The sequence below is a fragment of the Rosenbergiella collisarenosi genome (genome assembly GCF_018494085.1).
In the GTDB taxonomy this organism is placed as follows: Bacteria; Pseudomonadota; Gammaproteobacteria; order Enterobacterales; family Enterobacteriaceae; genus Rosenbergiella; species Rosenbergiella collisarenosi.
Genome location: NZ_JABBFP010000046.1, coordinates 1 through 212, shown reverse-complemented (window position 1 = coordinate 212; position 212 = coordinate 1). Strand labels below are relative to the sequence as shown.

The 212-nt window shown below is 52.8% G+C and carries 1 tRNA gene; it reads right to left on the bottom strand.

Annotation, left to right across the window (positions count from 1 at the left end):
* Positions 1–2 precede the first annotated feature (2 nt).
* Positions 3–76: transfer RNA gene (locus HGT70_RS16525), tRNA-Arg, on the bottom strand.
* Positions 77–212 lie beyond the last annotated feature (136 nt).

The window sequence follows — 212 nt, the reverse complement described above, 5'->3', positions numbered from 1 at the left end:
GGTGCATCCGGGAGGATTCGAACCTCCGACCGCTCGGTTCGTAGCCGAGTACTCTATCCAGCTGAGCTACGGATGCATTACAGAATTCTTGTAACTGACAGGTAACAGACTTACCGAAGAAGTGTTGTTCAACCATTATGGTGCATCCGGGAGGATTCGAACCTCCGACCGCTCGGTTCGTAGCCGAGTACTCTATCCAGCTGAGCTACGGA